The sequence below is a fragment of the Paracoccaceae bacterium genome, assembly GCA_012103375.1.
Taxonomy (GTDB): Bacteria; Pseudomonadota; Alphaproteobacteria; order Rhodobacterales; family Rhodobacteraceae; genus WLWX01.
Genome location: WLWX01000001.1, coordinates 1054604 through 1068611, shown reverse-complemented (window position 1 = coordinate 1068611; position 14008 = coordinate 1054604). Strand labels below are relative to the sequence as shown.

General features: G+C 61.4%; 15 protein-coding genes, 1 tRNA gene and 1 pseudogene. 6 read left to right on the top strand and 11 right to left on the bottom strand.

Going from position 1 to position 14008, the window contains the following annotated elements:
- Window positions 1-57: 57 nt before the first annotated feature.
- Complete coding sequence (locus GKR99_05615; protein NKB27041.1) at window positions 58-1260, top strand: aminotransferase class I/II-fold pyridoxal phosphate-dependent enzyme; 1203 nt, start codon at window positions 58-60, stop codon at window positions 1258-1260.
- A gap of 14 nt (window positions 1261-1274) precedes the next feature.
- On the top strand, window positions 1275-1679 hold the full coding sequence (locus tag GKR99_05610) for a hypothetical protein (GenBank protein ID NKB27040.1): 405 nt from the start codon (window positions 1275-1277) through the stop codon (window positions 1677-1679).
- 207 nt (window positions 1680-1886) lie between these two features.
- Here the strand turns inward: GKR99_05610 and GKR99_05605 are convergent, their stop codons facing one another.
- The 3 genes from GKR99_05605 to GKR99_05595 form a co-directional block, all read right to left on the bottom strand.
- A complete protein-coding gene (locus GKR99_05605) occupies window positions 1887-2519 on the bottom strand; it encodes an extensin family protein (protein ID NKB27039.1) in 633 nt (210 codons plus the stop codon).
- A 164-nt stretch (window positions 2520-2683) separates the two neighbouring features.
- Window positions 2684-3598 (bottom strand): prephenate/arogenate dehydrogenase family protein, encoded by a 915-nt coding sequence (locus GKR99_05600; protein NKB27038.1) that lies wholly within the window; start codon window positions 3596-3598, stop codon window positions 2684-2686.
- Entirely contained in the window at window positions 3595-4683 is a 1089-nt protein-coding gene (locus tag GKR99_05595; protein ID NKB27037.1) for a histidinol-phosphate transaminase, read from the bottom strand. Before GKR99_05595 ends, GKR99_05600 begins: the two co-directional genes overlap by 4 nt.
- A gap of 183 nt (window positions 4684-4866) precedes the next feature.
- On the opposite strand from GKR99_05595, the gene GKR99_05590 reads away from it, so the two are divergent.
- The gene (locus GKR99_05590; GenBank protein NKB27036.1) at window positions 4867-5424 is read left to right on the top strand and encodes a methyltransferase domain-containing protein; all 558 of its coding nucleotides are present in this window, start codon (window positions 4867-4869) and stop codon (window positions 5422-5424) included.
- 29 nt (window positions 5425-5453) lie between these two features.
- Here GKR99_05590 and GKR99_05585 read toward each other — a convergent pair whose 3' ends face one another.
- The 3 genes from GKR99_05585 to GKR99_05575 all read right to left on the bottom strand — a co-directional run bounded on the left by GKR99_05585 (window position 5454) and on the right by GKR99_05575 (window position 7910).
- A complete protein-coding gene (locus tag GKR99_05585; GenBank protein ID NKB27035.1) occupies window positions 5454-6617 on the bottom strand; it encodes an L-lactate dehydrogenase in 1164 nt (387 codons plus the stop codon).
- A 22-nt stretch (window positions 6618-6639) separates the two neighbouring features.
- The gene (locus GKR99_05580; GenBank protein NKB27034.1) at window positions 6640-7431 is read right to left on the bottom strand and encodes a tryptophan synthase subunit alpha; all 792 of its coding nucleotides are present in this window, start codon (window positions 7429-7431) and stop codon (window positions 6640-6642) included.
- Between the two features lie 62 nt (window positions 7432-7493).
- Window positions 7494-7910 carry a VOC family protein gene (locus GKR99_05575; protein ID NKB27033.1) on the bottom strand — a complete coding sequence of 139 codons (417 nt, stop codon included), beginning with the start codon at window positions 7908-7910 and terminating at the stop codon, window positions 7494-7496.
- A 456-nt stretch (window positions 7911-8366) separates the two neighbouring features.
- On the opposite strand from GKR99_05575, the gene ychF reads away from it, so the two are divergent.
- From ychF to GKR99_05560, 3 genes are all read left to right on the top strand, one after another.
- Complete coding sequence (gene ychF, locus GKR99_05570; protein ID NKB27032.1) at window positions 8367-9464, top strand: redox-regulated ATPase YchF; 1098 nt, start codon at window positions 8367-8369, stop codon at window positions 9462-9464.
- Window positions 9465-9600: 136 nt separating this feature from the next.
- On the top strand, window positions 9601-9813 hold the full coding sequence (locus GKR99_05565) for a hypothetical protein (protein ID NKB27031.1): 213 nt from the start codon (window positions 9601-9603) through the stop codon (window positions 9811-9813).
- 247 nt (window positions 9814-10060) lie between these two features.
- Window positions 10061-10150: transfer RNA gene (locus GKR99_05560), tRNA-Ser, on the top strand.
- Window positions 10151-10247: 97 nt separating this feature from the next.
- On the opposite strand, the gene GKR99_05555 is transcribed toward GKR99_05560, so the two are convergent.
- The 5 genes and pseudogenes from GKR99_05555 to GKR99_05535 all read right to left on the bottom strand — a co-directional run bounded on the left by GKR99_05555 (window position 10248) and on the right by GKR99_05535 (window position 14007).
- A protein-coding gene (locus GKR99_05555) for an IS630 family transposase (protein ID NKB27030.1) occupies window positions 10248-11202 on the bottom strand; the annotation gives its coding sequence in 2 pieces (ribosomal slippage) (window positions 10248-10850 and window positions 10852-11202; 954 coding nt in all).
- Window positions 11203-11380: 178 nt separating this feature from the next.
- Window positions 11381-13009, bottom strand: a pseudogene (locus GKR99_05550) (recombinase family protein).
- Window positions 13009-13422, bottom strand: coding sequence for a DUF2924 domain-containing protein (locus tag GKR99_05545; protein ID NKB27029.1), 414 nt, complete (start codon window positions 13420-13422; stop codon window positions 13009-13011). Before GKR99_05545 ends, GKR99_05550 begins: the two are co-directional and overlap by 1 nt.
- Entirely contained in the window at window positions 13419-13679 is a 261-nt protein-coding gene (locus tag GKR99_05540; GenBank protein NKB27028.1) for a DUF3489 domain-containing protein, read from the bottom strand. Before GKR99_05540 ends, GKR99_05545 begins: the two co-directional genes overlap by 4 nt.
- Window positions 13680-13797: 118 nt before the next feature.
- The gene (locus tag GKR99_05535) at window positions 13798-14007 is read right to left on the bottom strand and encodes a hypothetical protein (protein ID NKB27027.1); all 210 of its coding nucleotides are present in this window, start codon (window positions 14005-14007) and stop codon (window positions 13798-13800) included.
- Window position 14008 lies beyond the last annotated feature (1 nt).

Genomic DNA, 14008 nt, shown 5'->3' with positions numbered 1-14008 from the left:
ATCGGGTCGCACCCTAGGACGCTGGGGAACCCTGAACCAGCCCGAAGCGACGCCCCCATGCCGTTCCTGTCCGACAGCCTCGCCCGCATCTCGCCCTCACCGACCATCGCGATCAGCAATGCCGCCGCTGAAATGAAGGCCGCCGGGCAGGACATCATCAGCCTGTCCGCCGGAGAACCGGATTTCGATACGCCCGAACATATCCGACAGGCCGCCAAAGACGCGATTGACCGGGGTGAGACGAAATACACCGCCGTGGACGGTATCGCCGAACTGAAGGCGGCGATCTGCCGAAAGTTCAAACGCGACAACGGGTTGGATTATGACCCCGCGCAGGTCAGCGTCAGCACCGGCGGCAAGCAGGTGCTGTTCAATGCGCTGATGGCAACGCTGAACCCAGGGGACGAGGTGGTGATCCCCGCCCCCTATTGGGTCAGCTATCCCGATATGGTCAGCCTGGCGGGGGGCACGCCCGTCACCGTCGCGTCCAGCCTTGCCAGCGATTTCAAGATCACGCCGGACCAGTTGGAAGCGGCGATCACGCCTGCGACCAAATGGTTCATCTTCAATTCGCCCAGTAACCCGACCGGGGCCGGGTATTCGCACGACGAACTCAAGGCGCTGACCGAGGTTCTGATGCGCCACCCGCAGGTCTGGGTACTGACCGATGATATGTACGAACACATCGCCTTTTCCGGCTTCACCTTCGCCACCCCGGCGCAGGTTGAACCCGGTCTTTATGCGCGGACGCTGACGGTGAACGGTGTCTCCAAGGCCTATGCCATGACCGGCTGGCGCATTGGATATGCGGCCGGTCCGGTCGAACTTGTCAATGCGATGCGCAAGCTGCAATCGCAATCCACCACCAACCCCTGTTCGATCAGCCAATGGGCCGCGGTCGCCGCCCTGGACGGTCCGCAGGATTTCCTGATTGACCGGAACGCAGCCTTCCTCAGAAGGCGCGACAATGTGGTTGCGGCGATGAATGCCTGCCCCGGCATCACCTGCCCGACACCGGACGGGGCGTTCTATGTCTATCCCTTCGTCGATGGCTGCATCGGCAGGACTTCGGCGCAGGGCAGGCTGATTGACACCGACGAAGCCTTTGCAACGGCGCTTCTGGCGGAACAGGGGGTTGCGGTGGTGTTCGGCGCCGCCTTCGGCCTATCGCCAGCCTTCCGCATCAGCTATGCTACGTCGGATGACGACCTGGCCGAGGCCTGTGGCCGCATCGCCGCCTTCTGCGCCGGGATGACCTGACCCAAGGGGCCGCAATGCGAGGTGAGTTGCCAGAATACTATTTCCGCGTCCGCGACAACGGCGCTTTCGTCTTTCGCATTGATCCCGATGCCCGAAACCTCCGGCTAGAGATGGACCAGATCGCCGTCGTCAACATCAGGAATGGCGAGGTTAAGCCCCATGGCGGGCGCAGCCTTTCGGACGCAGATATGGCCGCGATCAAAGGGTGGATGGATGAACGCCGCACCCTTTTGGCGCGCCGTGACATCGACGACATTCATCGCACAGTCGATCACCTGAACCTGACGGCCCACTGGGCACAGTCGAAGGCCAGCGACGGCGACCTCGACGAAGTCACCGACCGGCTGTTGCTGGCGATGCACGATCTGCGCTCAGTTCTGGTGCGAAAGAAAGCGGATCGGCAAAGCGGTGGAGATTAATGCGAAGCGCGCGCCGCGTCCGGTGTTCGATCCCGGGGAAGGAAAAGGGTGAGCGCCTGTTTGCGAGGCGGCGCAGCAGCGATAGGCTGGGGAAATTGATCGTTCAGCGTTAACTCTGCCCACTGCAAAGGCGGCAATCCGAAACCCCGCCCATCATTGACCCAAAAATATCCCCGCCGGAGGCATAATTCTCTTCCCGCGCAACCCTCAGCGGCAATAACTGCCCTTGCGATAGCGCGCCGTGTCAAAATGGAAGTGATCGCGATGGTGCCGGTCGGCATTCGGCCCCAGCACCGTCCCAAAGGGTCCGCAGGCGCCTTTGTGCATCGCCGCCAGAATCCGCCCGCGCTTGCCCTTGCCCCAGTGTTCCGCCACCGAAATGACCGATCCGTCGCGCAATGTCACAGCAGCAATATCAATGGCATGGCCCTTGCCGTGTTCCGAGATCTTCGCCCCCGGTTGGTTGTTGCGTGATCTGCAGGAATAGCTCGCCGCCACGCTCAGCGCGGCCGGGCCACCGCCGCGCCGCCCGATGGACTTGCGCAAACTGTTCTGCACCCAGTGCCTGAGGGTCTGCGCCGTCTGACAGTCCATCGTCGCTGGCGTGCTGAGTGCGACACCGTCGACCGCCGTCACCCGCACCGGTTTGGCAATTCCACATCCACGCAGTTTGCCCTTGATCCGCTTGATCCGCGTCCCGACGATCCCACTGTCACCGCAGACCCGCCCGGCGCCGGTGACCCGTGTGACGGCGCGGGCGACAACGCCCTGGGACTGCGGCGCGGGGACAACCTCGACCACGCGCGCCGCCGGACGCGGTGACTGGCCAAGACCGGCCATCGCCTGATCCACCGCGGCGCGTACCTGCGCGGCGCGATCCTGTGTCCAGGGGCGTGGTTTCGGGCGAAAGGCCGCCCCGGTATAGACCGGAATGAACCGTTCGCCCGTATGCGCCAGAAGGGGCGTGGCGGGCAACAGCAGCCCCAGGATGATCAGCGCACGGATCATGTGTTGCCGCGTCCGAAATTATCGGCGTCGGTATCTTGCCCGGCTTCGATAATGCCGCGCCGGATCGCCCGCGTGCGGGTGAAATAGTCGAACAAATGGTCGCCATCGCCGGTGCGGATGGCGCGTTGCAGGGCGAAAAGTTCCTCGGTGAAGCGGCGCAGAATCTCCAACGTCGCTTCCTTGTTGGTCAGGAACACGTCGCGCCACATGGTAGGATCACTGGCCGCAATCCGGGTAAAATCCCGGAAACCGGCGGCCGAAAAATTCACCACTTCGCTGTCGGTCACCCGGCCCAGATCATCGGCAACCCCGACCATCGTATAGGCGATCAGGTGCGGCGCGTGGCTGGTCACGGCAAGGACCAGATCGTGGTGATCCGCATCCATCACGTCAACATTGGCGCCCATCGCCTCCCAAAGGTCACGCAGGCGGGCCAGCGCGTCCGGGTCGGTCCCCTCAAGCGGGGCCAGCAGATGCCAGCGGTTCTTGAACAGGGTCGCGAAGCCCGAGGTTGGCCCCGATTTCTCGGTTCCCGCCAGCGGGTGGCCGGGGATAAAGTGAACGTTTTCGGGGATATGTGGGGCGACGGCTTCGATCACCGCGCGCTTGACGCTGCCGACATCGGTGACGGTCGCGCCCTGTGCCAGATGCGGCGCGATGTCCGCCGCAATCGCGCCCATAACGCCGATCGGAACGGCCAGAACGACCAGATCGGCCCCGGCCACCGCCTCGGCCGCGGTCTCAACGACCCGGTCACAAAACCCAAGCTCCTCCACCGTGGCGCGGGTTTCGGCTGAGCGTGCAGTGCCCACAATCTCTCCGGCCAGGCCATGTTCGCGCATCGCATGGGCCATCGAGGACGCGATCAGGCCCAGCCCGATCAGGGCGACGCGTTCATAAATTTGGGTCATCCCTGCCCTTCCCGAAAAGTTCCGACCAGATGCGCCACACGGGTGCAGGCCGCATGATCGCCGATAGTGATGCGCAGGCAATTGGGCAGGCCATAGCCCGCAACTTTGCGCACCAACACGCCTTGGTCCCGCAAGTGATCGTAACAGGCGTTCGCCTCACCTTCGTCCCGGAAGCGTGCCAGACGGAAGTTCGCCAGCGAGGTATCGCTGGGCACGCCCTTTTCGGCCAGCGCCTCGGCCAGCCAGGCCCGCAGGCGCGTGTTTTCGGCGCGGCAGTGATCGACCCAGTCGTTGTCGCGCAGCGCCGCCTCGGCCGTTTCCAGCTGTGTGGTGGACAGGTTGAACGGCCCGCGCACCCGGTTCAGCGCGTCGATCACATGGGTCGGCCCATAGCCCCAGCCGACGCGCAGCGCGCCCAGCCCGTAGATCTTCGAAAACGTCCGCGTCATCACCACGTTGTCGCGCGCATGGACCAGCGACGCGCCGCCGTCGAAGCCGTCGACAAACTCGGCATAGGCCCCATCCAGCACCAGCAACACGTGATCCGGCAAGGCGGCGGCCAGCCGCGACAGGTCGCCCGCATCCACCATTGTGCCGGTCGGGTTTCCGGGATTGGCTATGAAGACCAGCGTGGTTCGGTCGGTGACACCGGAAAGGATCGCATCGACATCGACGGTGCGATCCCGCTCGGCCACCTCGACCGGGGTCGCCCCGGCGGCCAGCGCCGAAATCCGATACATGGAAAACCCGTGCTGCGTGTAAATCACCTCGGACCCCGGCCCGGCGTAGGTCTGGCACAGGAAGGCGATAACCTCATCAGAGCCTGCGCCGCAGATAATCCGGTCTGCGTCCAGCCCGTGTTCCTCGGCCAGTGCGGCGCGCAGGCGGGCGTGGCTTTGATCCGGATAGCGATGCAGTGACTGCGCGGTCTGGGCGAACGCCGCCTTGGCCTTTTCACTCGGCCCCAGCGGGTTCTCGTTCGAGGACAATTTGACCACATTCGAGATACCCGCCGCCGTCGATGTCCCGCCCACATAGGGCGAGATTTCGAGGATTCCGGGTTGCGGGCGGATCGTATGGGTCATCAGGGTCACTTCAACTGCTGTTCGCGGTGTTCTAGCGGCGCGTCCGGGGCATGACCAGTGCGCGATGACGCGCCCTTTCGCATTCGGTCATGGAGTGGCAGAATACCTGGGATGAGCGATGCAGCCCGCCACGAAACCCTTGCCGGTCGTTATGACGGCGCCGCCAACCGTTGGCGCGACAAGATGCGTGCGCTTGGGTATTATGACGGCTACCTCGGGTTTTTGTCTGCGCAATCGCGCGGGCGTGCCGCGCCGCAAACCGTCATCGACATGGGATGCGGCTCTGCCGCGTTTGCCGAAGCCTGGGTCGCGGTAAACGGCGCACCGGAACGGCTAACGCTGGTGGACCCATCGCCCGGGATGCTGGATCGCGGTGTCGCGGCACTGGCCGAGCGTGATGTCGTCGCTGTCCCGTTGGAGGGGTTGCTGGGCCAGACCCCGACGCTGGCACCTGCCAGAACGGTTCTGGCCGCCCATATCGTTGAACATTGCCCTGATCCGGTCGCGGCGCTGCGCCAGTTGGGCGCGCTTCTGGCACCGGGCGGTCGGCTGTGGCTGGTCGCTTCCAAACCCCATTGGTGCAACGCGATCATCTGGCTGCAATGGCGGCATCGGTGCTTTCGGCGCGACGAAATGCTGGTCTTACTTGATCAGGCGGGGTTCGAGGTTGAATTCGAATACGCCTTCCCCGCCGGGCCGCCATCGCGCACCAGTCGGGGCTATGTGGCGCGGCTGCGTTAGCAAACGCCTCAGTCGATCCGCTTAGGCCGCTATTCCCAGTCGCCTGAGAATCCGCGCGGGACATGCAGGATATCCCGGTCCACCATGGTCACATCGCGCCGCCCGCACAGCGCCATCGACACGTCGAGTTCCTTGTGCATGACCTCTAACGCGCGGGTCACACCCGTCTGCCCCATCGCGCCGAGGCCATAGATATAGGATCGGCCCAGCATCACCCCCTGCGCGCCCAGCGCCAGCGCCTTGAGGATGTCCTGACCCGAGCGGATGCCGCTGTCCATGTGAACCTCGACCTTGTCGCCGACCGCATCCAAAATGCCGGGAAGTGCGCGGATTGCGGATAAGGCGCCGTCCAACTGCCGCCCGCCGTGGTTTGACACCACGATGGCATCGGCCCCGATGTTCAGCGCCATTTTCGCATCCTCGGGGTCCAGAATACCTTTCAGGATCAGCGGCCCGCCCCACATCTTCTTGATCTCTTTTACCTTGTCCCAATCAAGACGCGGATCGAAGCTTTCGCTGGCCCAAACCGACAGAGACGTCAGATCACTGACGCCCCTGGCATGGCCGACGATATTGCCGAAGGTCTTGTGCTTCGTCTTCAGCATCTCCAACCCCCAGGCCCATTTCGTGGCCATATCCGCCAGATTGCCCGGCGAAGGCCTGAACGGCACGGTGAAGTTGTTCTTCAGATCCTTATGACGCTGCCCCAGCAATTGCAGATCCAGCGTCAGGACCAGTGCGGAACATTTCGCCGCCTTGGCGCGGTCGATCATGTTTCTGACGAAGTCTTCGTCCCGCATAACGTAAAGCTGGTACCAGAACGGCGCGGTCGTCGCTTCGGCCACAGCCTCGATCGAGCAGACCGACATTGTCGACAGGCAATAGGGTACGCCGAACGCCTCGGCCGCGCGGGCGGCGAGGATTTCACCGTCGGCGTGCTGCATGCCGGTGGCCCCGACAGGGGCAAGCGCGGCGGGCATGGCGACCGGCTGGCCGATCAGGGTGGAGGCGGTCGAGCGTCCCTCCATATTCACCGCGACGCGCTGGCGCAGGCGGATCTGGTCGAAGTCCGAAGAGTTGTCGCGAAACGTCTGTTCCGTCCAGCTGCCGCTTTCGCAATAGTCGAAAAACATCTTCGGAACGCGGCGTTTGTGCAGGCGCTTCAGGTCTTCGATTTCAGTGATGATCGGCATTGCGGACCCTTTGCTGGCACCCTTAGGCGCGGTGCGCACCGTCGGCGAGGGTCTTGACGAAGGCCAAGACTTCGGCAGCCGGTTTGCCCTGCCCCATCAGATCAACAATGGCTGATCCGACGACGGACCCGTCCGAGATTTTCGCAATTGCCTCGGACCGTTCCGGTGTTTTGATGCCAAATCCGACGATGACCGGCAGGTCGGTGGCGGATTTGATGCGGGCGACTTCGGGGCCGACATCGCCTGCCTCAGCCTCGGCCGCGCCAGTGATGCCGGTGATCGAGACGTAGTAGACGAAACCGCTGGTGTTCTGCAGCACCTTTGGCAGGCGCTTGTCATCGGTCGTGGGCGTGGCGAGCCGGATGAAGTTCAGCCCCGCCGCCTGCGCCGGAATGCACAGCTCACTGTCTTCTTCGGGTGGCAGGTCAACAATGATCAGCCCGTCGATCCCGGCAGCTTTGGCGTCGGTCAAAAACGCTTCGACCCCGTGCGAATAGATCGGATTATAGTATCCCATCAGCACGATGGGCGTAGTGTCGTCGCCTTCGCGAAAGCTGCGCGCCAATGCCAGCGTCTTGTTCAGCGTCATGCCGCCTTCCAGCGCCCGCTGTCCGGCCAGCTGGATCGTCGGGCCATCGGCCATCGGATCGGTGAAGGGCAGCCCAAGTTCGATAATATCGACGCCCGCACCCGGCAGGCCGCGCACAACCTCTAGCGAGGTATCGTAGTCGGGATCGCCCGCCATCACATAGGCAACAAAGGCCTTCTTTCCGGCGGCAGTCAGGTCGGCGAATTTGGCGTCGATACGGGTCATGGTGGGCCTGCGATTTGTGTCGCTCTGGGTTTGGCGCAGGCGGGCGCGAAGATCAATGGGCCTCAGCCCCCCGCAGGCAATGGGCAGTTGATGATCCAGGGCGTTCCGAACCGGTCCCGGCAGATCCCGAAACCACTGGCCCAGAAGCTGCGTTCGAAAGGCATGATGACCTCTCCGTCTTTCTTGAGGCGCGAAAAGATGCGGCTGGCGCGGTCGCGATCGTCCAACGTGACCTGCACATAGATGCCGCGCACCGGTTCATAGGGCGTCATTGTCGCGTCCGACGCATAGATCGTGCGCCCGGCAATGTTCAGCGCGGCGTGCAACACCTGATCCTGCACCTCGGCCGGCAATTGATCAGCGGCGGGGCTGTTGGCGACGCGCTGCATGAAGGTGATATCGCCGCCGAAAACCTCGGCATAGAACTCACAGGCCTCCAGACAGGTCCCGGGGAATGTCAGATAGGGGGTCAGGTCCATGGCATGCCCTTTCGCGGGGCCAGTTTAGCGGCGGGAGTGCGCTGCGCCTAGGGGAATGGGTTGGGGAAGGAGGAGCGATTGATGCTGAAGATTTATTGCAGTTGCGTAGGGTCAGGACCCAAGCCCCAGTCGGCCATTGCCAAAGGTGAGCGTAAGCCGTGCGAGCGCCTGACCGGGGGCTGGCGCTGCGACGGTTCTATCTGGCACTTTATGGTGCTGTGTTAGGGTGAGTTCTGAAAATTGTGCTTCATAGCCAAAGCGCCAGACCGCGGGACGGTCAGGCGCTTGCCCGGCGCCTTGCGGGCTTGATTCCGGGCTGTGGGCCTGCGCTTGGCCGATCTCCGGATCAGCCAAATCGTTGGTATGACCCCTTCGCGAAGACGCCTTGCGCCTAGCCGCTTGCGCCAGCGGAGCGCGCAGCATAGATGACGGCGCGACCAGACAAAGGACGGCATCATGGGTTTCAGAACCGGCATCGTGGGCTTGCCCAACGTGGGCAAATCGACCCTGTTCAATGCGTTGACCCGCACGGCGGCGGCGCAGGCGGCGAACTTTCCCTTCTGCACGATTGAACCCAACGTCGGCGCCGTCGCCGTGCCGGACACGCGGCTGGATACGCTTGCGCGGATCGGCAAATCGGCCAGTGTGATCCCGGCGCGAATGACATTCGTGGACATCGCGGGGCTGGTCAAAGGGGCCAGCAAGGGCGAAGGCCTGGGCAACCAGTTCCTGGCCAACATCCGCGAATGTGACGCCATCGCCCATGTCCTGCGCTGTTTTGAGGACAGCAACGTCACCCATGTTGAAGGGCGCACCGATCCGGTGGCCGATGCGGCAACGATCGAGACCGAACTGATGCTGGCCGACCTCGACAGTATTGAACGCCGCCTCCAAAACATCGTGCGCAAGGTGCGCGGCGGCGACAAGGAAGCTGTGGCCCAGGAACGCCTGTTGAAGGCCGCGCAAGCGGTGCTGGAAGACGGCAAACCGGCGCGCACCGTGGACGTGGCCGAGGATGACCAGGCCGTCTGGGACGGGCTGCAACTGCTGACAACAAAATCCATCCTTTATGTCTGCAACGTCGATGAAGCGGATGCGGCCACCGGCAACGCGCATTCTGCAGCTGTCGAGGCGATGGCAGCGGCTGAAGGCGCCGGGGCGGTCGTGATCTCGGCCAAGATCGAGGAAGAGATTGCCCAGCTGGACCCGGAAGAATCTGCGATGTTTCTGGAAGAACTGGGGTTGGAGGAAGCGGGCCTCGACCGGCTGATCAAGGCCGGTTACGCGCTACTGGGCCTGCAGACCTATTTCACCGTCGGCCCGAAAGAGGCACGCGCCTGGACGATCCCCGAAGGCACCGCAGCACCCCAGGCCGCTGGCGTGATCCACGGCGATTTCGAAGCCAAGTTCATCCGCGCCGAGACGATCTCTTACGATGATTTCGTGGCGCTGGACGGCGAACTGGGTGCGAAAGAGGCGGGCAAGATGCGCGCCGACGGAAAGGGATATATCGTGAAGGATGGCGACGTGTTGCACTTCCTGCACGGCGGATAGGCGCAGGAAAAGGGCGGGCACCAGCCTGAGACGGCGAAAGCACACCCGTTTGTTAACTTCCTCGCCAGACACCGAAAGACTTGCATGCCCGTTAACGCAATACCTAGGCTTGGTATTGGAAGGACTTCGACGGATCATGGAAAAGACTGAGTCTCAGATTTCGCAAACGGACGGCGCTGCGGATCCACAGCTTCAGGTCATTCTTGAAAAGCTCGAGCTGATTCAGAGCGATATCAACGCGATGGACAACGACATCGCAGATTTCCAAACCGCCCTTTTCCGCCGGGTCTGGATCGTGGCCATTTTTGCGGTAATATTCTCGGTTATATTCATGCGGCTGCTGATCTGACGCGGGCGAGCCGCGGCCGCGACCGACGGTGCAGCCTATCCAGTTTCAGGCCCGGCACCCGTATTGCCGAATATCAGAACAGTCTGAACGCAGGGGCCTGACAAGGACCCTGCCACGCAGCGATTGCAGCCGTGGTATTCGCGCGCGCAAAACCTGCCTTGGACCGGTATTCCAAATCACTCAACCAGGCACCCACCCCGCGTCTTTCCACTTGTCCCCGCCAAATGCCTTCGCTACACGCGTCGGCGGAGACGTGGCCGAGTGGTCGAAGGCGCTCCCCTGCTAAGGGAGTAGGCGGGAAACCGTCTCGAGGGTTCGAATCCCTTCGTCTCCGCCACCTTCTAACCTGTTGATATTGAACATAAAGTTGTCTCCGATAGGAGTCGGGATTTCCGGGGCTTGATTAGGTGCCCGGTCTCTAGAGCATGGTCCATTTAATCTGCAACATATCCGGCAGCCTTGAAGAGGTTTCTGCATTCTTCTGGTGGAAAGAGGTCGCAGGTTTGTGCGACGGATTGGAACAGCGCGTCGAAGGTACGTGCTTTCAGCCGTCGCAGATGTGCTTTGAGCTTGGCGTATGCCATTTCGATAGGGTTCAGGTCGGGGCTGTAGGGCGGCAGGAAGAGGAGCCAGCTTCCCTGCGCTTTCAGGATGGCCTGTGCCTTTGCGGATTTGTGGGACGACAGGTTGTCAGCGATCACGACGTCACCTGGCTGCAAGGTCGGAACCAATTGGGTTTCAATGTATATGTCGAAGGCGGCGCGGTTCATGGGGCCGTCCAGAACCCAGGGTGCGCTGAGTTCATCCATCCGCAGCCCGGCGATGAAGGTTTGCGTGCGCCAGTGGCCGAAGGGCGCGTCCGCCTCAAGCCGAGTCCCCCGGAGGGATCGGCCCCGCAGGCGTGTCATCTTGGTGGTGACGGCGGTTTCGTCGATAAACACCAGCCTATGCGGCTCACGGCGCATCCTCGGCATCCGACGCCGCCACTCGTATCGCGCGGCGCGAACCCGTTTGCGCAGCCTTTCCGTTGCGATCAGCTATTTTTTTATATGTGAACCCAAGGCGATGAAGCAAGTGACGCGAGAGCATCGCCGGTGTGGCGATTAGGTCATGCTCCTGCTTCAACGCTTCGGCCAGCTCCGGCATGGTGATGTCCGGTTCAGCTTGCACGCGTAATTTCAACCACTCGGACGCCGCGTCCAACTTGCTGCGTCGAGGCCGTCCTTGAGGCGCAGCTTTCACGCCGCCGGTTCGCCTTTTGCGCTGCATGATCCGCACCGCGCTCGCGACCGATATCCGCAAACGCCGGGCCGCCTCATGGCAGGAAAGTCCTTCATCTACCAGCGCGACGACGCGCTCTCGAATGTCCAAAGACAGTGATTTCCCCATGATCCACCTCCACATTCGGTGAATCACAAAATCAGACCTCTGGGAATCCCATCGATTCAGATTTCAAGGACGGCGCTCTAGAGAACTGATATTGCAGGATAAATCACCCGCAAACGGCCACAAGTCTCTGTTTGCGATTTTGACGGGACGACTTTTGGGGAATGTGAGCCCTGTGGGATCAGGTTTCAGCGAATATTTCGCGTTGTTCCAACCAATTGGCGGAGATGTCCGACTTTATCAACCTGTCTGTGTTCAGGCCCTCGGGCTGCGTGCCTGAAGCAATTGCGTCGAGAATGTCCGGCGCCAGCAGGGCAAGATCGGTGACCATCCGGATCCGGTGGGACGTCGTCTGGTCTTGCTTGGCGATCTCGACCAGGGATTTGCCGTTGATGATCATGTCCAACCAGCGTTATGCTTTCACGATGTTCTGCACCAGGGCTCTGTCGATTTCCGGGGGCGCTTCGTTCAGATGAAGTTTGAGTTCGACCCCGCGACGGCGCATCCGGAAAGGGGATGTGATCGTGAGGGCATCGAGGTTTAGGCTGTCCGACTTGCAATCAAGCAAGTCAGCAAGCAGCGCTTGATCGAGCGTTGCCGTTATCGAGCCCGGTTGCAGATCTATACGAGCGACCAGTTTCAACCAGCTTGACGCGTGCCTGTTCGCAGACAAGTGTTTCCTGGCCTTGATCAATTGGGATGCAGTTACCTGAGGGAGAAGCCTAGATACGGCCGTCGGCTTGCTTAAATTCTGTTGTACTAGTTCGACGATCAGGTTTTCCAGCTGCTCCGCTGGGAGCCGCCAGGCATCGGGATGTTTGCGTCGGCGATCGACCACGAGCCGACGGGAGATGTAGTATCTGAGCCGCTTTCCGTTTTTGCAGCTGTGGCTTGGGGTGAGACGATCGCCGGTCTCATCAAAAAGTTTTCCAGCCAGCGGGGAACGATCTGCCAGTTGTTTGCTGCCGCGCTCCTTGGCAGCGCCCGTTGCCAGTAGCTTCTGGATCTTTTCCCATCCTGCCGGTTCAATGATCGCCGGATGCTGGCCATCATAGACATTGTCTTTGTGCCGGATCAGCCCAGCGTAGATCGGGTTGGTTAGGATGTGGTAGACGTGCCCCCGGCAGAACAGATTGCCGCCCTTGGTGCCACCATCAGGGCAGTGACGCGTCCTCGTCCGAAGCCCAAGTGCGTTTGCGCGTTCCGCCACTTCACGAACCGTTTTGTGCTTCTCATAGAGATCATAAATCGTTCGAATGGTTGCTGCTTCGATCTCGTCAATTGCAAGCGTTCTTCCATCCGGGCGGTAACCCAGTGGAACGCTCCCACCCATCCACAGCCCCTTTTTCTTGGAGGCCGCGATCTTGTCGCGGATGCGTTCAGCGGTGACTTCCCGTTCGAATTGGGCAAAGGGCAGCAGCATGTTGAGCGTCAGCCGTCCCATGCTGGTGGCGGTATTGAAAGACTGGGTGACAGACACGAAGGATGTTTCGGCAGCATCCAGCACATCGACGATCTTTGCGAAGTCAGACAGCGACCGGGTCAACCGGTCTATTTTGTAGACAACGATCTGGTCGACGCGCTTGTCTTTGATCGCCTTCATCCGCTCTTTCAGCGCTGGCCGCTCCATATGCCCGCCGGAGATACCACCATCGTCAAATCGATCTGGCAGCATCTCCCAGCCCTCATGCTTTTGGCTAGCGATATAGGCCTCGCAGGCCTCGCGCTGCGCATTGAGGGAGTTGAAGTCCTGCTCCAACCCTTCTTCGGTGCTCTTGCGGGTGTAAATTGCGCAGCGGATCCGGCGCATCAGCCGACCCCAAAGAAGCGCGGCCCGGACCAATGGGCTCCAGTGATGTGCCGCGCGATGGCCGACAGGGACCGCCAGGGCTTGCCGTCCATGACGTAACCCTCATCGGTAACTTCGACCTGATAGGCCCGACCGTTCCACTCGCGGACCAAATGCGAACCGGGCCTGGCGATGGTCGCAACAGCCTTCCCGCAAGCAATCTGCTTCAGCCGTTTCTGGGTCTTTGCCGATATACCACCCAGGATCCGGTTCTGCAAATCCCAGATCAGCACCTTCTTCATAAACGGCTGCGAGAGGTGTTTTGGTGGCGGTCGTCCAAAGATGTCTCGCCATTGGTCCAGGCAGGCGGTTCGCTCAAGCCCTTCGATCTCAGCAATCAGGCCGGGCAGAACACTAAACTTCGGCGCCGTCATTGCCGGGCCTCGACCGAGACGGCGCGATAAACCAACCCCTTGCTGCCAACCTGGCGTTCGATCTTGACCCCGGTCTTGCGCAACCGCGAGATCGCCGCCCGTGCCGTATGCGGCTGCCAGCTAAACGCTGTCTGGATTTGCGGGATGGTTGCCCCAGATTTACGGTCAAGTAATCTGCGCAGCTGGACCTCGCGGTTTGGTTTTGATTTTGCTTTCGGCGATTTTCTTGCCGTTCCGGCCTTGGGATTGATGGTCATAGTGCTCTCCACTCTTTGGGCGCCAGCCAATCCAGCGCCTTGTACCGAGTGGAGCCCGACATTCCGGGCGGCGACACAATGCCAGCACTACCGCTTCGCGTGGCCGCAAAGTCCAGCACTATTTGTCGTGATCAAGGATGCTGTTGATATCCATGAAGATTTGGCGAGGCTGTGCCAGATACCGGTCGATTTTGAGCGTGATTAATCCCAAATCAGCAGTCGACAAATCCCGCCCCTGACCCTCAACCGCCAAAGCCGCAGCGTCTTCAAAAACATCGGTCAACGTGGCAAATCGTTCCCTGAGCTTATCATCGGCTGAGTCGTCCATA

Bases quoted from the DNA above. Each gene is read 5' to 3' on its own strand.
- GKR99_05580 (NKB27034.1), bottom strand. From the start codon at position 7,431: ATGACCCGTATCGACGCCAAATTCGCCGACCTGACTGCCGCCGGAAAG.
- GKR99_05600 (NKB27038.1), bottom strand. From the start codon at position 3,598: ATGACCCAAATTTATGAACGCGTCGCCCTGATCGGGCTGGGCCTGATC.
- GKR99_05575 (NKB27033.1), bottom strand. From the start codon at position 7,910: ATGGACCTGACCCCCTATCTGACATTCCCCGGGACCTGTCTGGAGGCC.
- GKR99_05585 (NKB27035.1), bottom strand. From the start codon at position 6,617: ATGCCGATCATCACTGAAATCGAAGACCTGAAGCGCCTGCACAAACGC.
- GKR99_05615 (NKB27041.1), top strand. From the start codon at position 58: ATGCCGTTCCTGTCCGACAGCCTCGCCCGCATCTCGCCCTCACCGACC.
- GKR99_05595 (NKB27037.1), bottom strand. From the start codon at position 4,683: ATGACCCATACGATCCGCCCGCAACCCGGAATCCTCGAAATCTCGCCC.
- GKR99_05605 (NKB27039.1), bottom strand. From the start codon at position 2,519: ATGGCCGGTCTTGGCCAGTCACCGCGTCCGGCGGCGCGCGTGGTCGAG.
- GKR99_05545 (NKB27029.1), bottom strand. From the start codon at position 13,422: ATGACGGCGCCGAAGTTTAGTGTTCTGCCCGGCCTGATTGCTGAGATC.
- GKR99_05535 (NKB27027.1), bottom strand. From the start codon at position 14,007: ATGGACGACTCAGCCGATGATAAGCTCAGGGAACGATTTGCCACGTTG.
- GKR99_05565 (NKB27031.1), top strand. From the start codon at position 9,601: ATGGAAAAGACTGAGTCTCAGATTTCGCAAACGGACGGCGCTGCGGAT.
- GKR99_05610 (NKB27040.1), top strand. From the start codon at position 1,275: ATGCGAGGTGAGTTGCCAGAATACTATTTCCGCGTCCGCGACAACGGC.
- GKR99_05540 (NKB27028.1), bottom strand. From the start codon at position 13,679: ATGACCATCAATCCCAAGGCCGGAACGGCAAGAAAATCGCCGAAAGCA.
- GKR99_05590 (NKB27036.1), top strand. From the start codon at position 4,867: ATGCGTGCGCTTGGGTATTATGACGGCTACCTCGGGTTTTTGTCTGCG.
- ychF (NKB27032.1), top strand. From the start codon at position 8,367: ATGGGTTTCAGAACCGGCATCGTGGGCTTGCCCAACGTGGGCAAATCG.